Below are 1553 nucleotides of genomic sequence, written 5' to 3'. Positions count from 1 at the left end.
GGCTTCGGTATGCCTGCGTTCAACAATGACGAGATTGTCATTCCTGAATTCATCAAACTTGGCGTAGAGAAAGAAGACGCTTACAACTATGCATCTATCGGCTGTATCGAGACGGCAGTTCCAGGCAAATGGGGTTACCGTTGTACGGGCATGAGCTTCATTAACTTTGCTCGTATCCTGTTGGCAGCACTTAACGAAGGTGTGGACGCAACAACGGGTAAAGCTTTCTTACCGCATGACAAGTCTTTGGCAAAGGGCAATTTCGAAAACTTTGAACAAGTAACAGCTTCTTGGGCAGAGCAAATTCGCTATTACACGCGTAAATCGATTGAGATTGATACGGTAGTCGACAGCGTACTTGAACAGCAAGCACAAGACATCTTCTGTTCAACGCTGGTAGATGACTGTTTGGCTCGTGGTAAAACCGTGAAAGAAGGTGGTGCGAAATACGATTGGGTATCTGGCTTACAAGTCGGTATCGCAAACTTGGGTAATAGTCTAGCAGCAATTAAACACCTTGTTTTCGATGATGCGCAAATCACCCAACCAGGGCTAGCAAAAGCATTGGCTGAAGATTTCGCCGGCATGGAGAACGAACAACTTCGTCAACGTCTTATCAACTATGCACCAAAATACGGTAACGATGATGATTCAGTAGACCAACTACTGGCAGACGCGTACCAAGTGTACATTGATGAACTAGAGCAGTTCGTCAATACGCGTCATGGACGTGGTCCAATTGGCGGCGGTTACTATGCGGGAACATCAAGTATTTCGGCAAACGTTCCATTCGGTGCTTCAACCATGGCAACGCCAGACGGTCGCAAAGCGAAAACGCCATTGGCAGAGGGTGCAAGCCCATCTTCTGGCTCAGACCGTTTAGGTCCTACGGCAGTGTACAACTCGGTTGGTAAAATCCAAGCGAATAAGATCCTAGGTGGCGTGCTGCTTAACCAGAAATTAAGTCCAGCAGCGGTTGAGTCTGAAGGAGATAAGCTCAAGCTCTCTATGTTGATTCGTACCTTCTTCAACCACCACAAAGGTTGGCATGTGCAGTACAATATCGTCTCTCGTGAAACCTTGCTAGCCGCGAAGAAGAATCCAGAGCAATATCGTGATCTTGTTGTGCGAGTTGCAGGCTACTCAGCCTTCTTCACCGCGCTGTCACCAGACGCGCAAGATGACATCATCGCACGTACTGAACATTCATTATAATTGTTGTTTCGTTTTGATTTCAAATGAAAGGGAGAGGTATTATAATACCTCTCCCTTTTTCTGAGCTTAATGTTATGAACAAAAGACGTAATGAAATCCTTCAGATGGTTAATCATCGAAAAAGAATACAAGTATCTGAACTATCAGAAATTATTGGCGTTTCTGGAGTTACAATACGTCAAGATTTGAATTTTTTAGAAAAAGAAGGGTATTTAAAGCGTATTCATGGTGCCGCAGTCGTCAATCATGTTGATGATATCGATACCCGCTTAGAAATATGTTTTGATGTAAAACAGTCATTAGCAATTAAAGCTGCAGATTTAGTTACTCCTAATGAA

2 protein-coding genes are annotated in these 1553 nt (G+C 44.2%); both read left to right on the top strand.

Going from position 1 to position 1553, the window contains the following annotated elements; translation table 11 throughout:
- Window positions 1–1215 (top strand): pyruvate formate lyase family protein (locus I3255_RS14205; RefSeq protein WP_275950130.1); only part of this gene is annotated, 1215 nt, incomplete at its 5' end.
- Window positions 1216–1238: 23 nt separating this feature from the next.
- A partial coding sequence (locus tag I3255_RS14200; protein ID WP_238039398.1) for a DeoR family transcriptional regulator occupies window positions 1239–1553 on the top strand: 315 nt, incomplete at its 3' end.

The sequence above is a fragment of the Psychrobacter sp. Ps6 genome, from assembly GCF_022129235.1.
Classification (GTDB): Bacteria; Pseudomonadota; Gammaproteobacteria; order Pseudomonadales; family Moraxellaceae; genus Psychrobacter.
The sequence above is the reverse complement of the archived record's forward strand: the minus strand, read 5'-3'. Positions and strand labels throughout refer to the sequence as shown.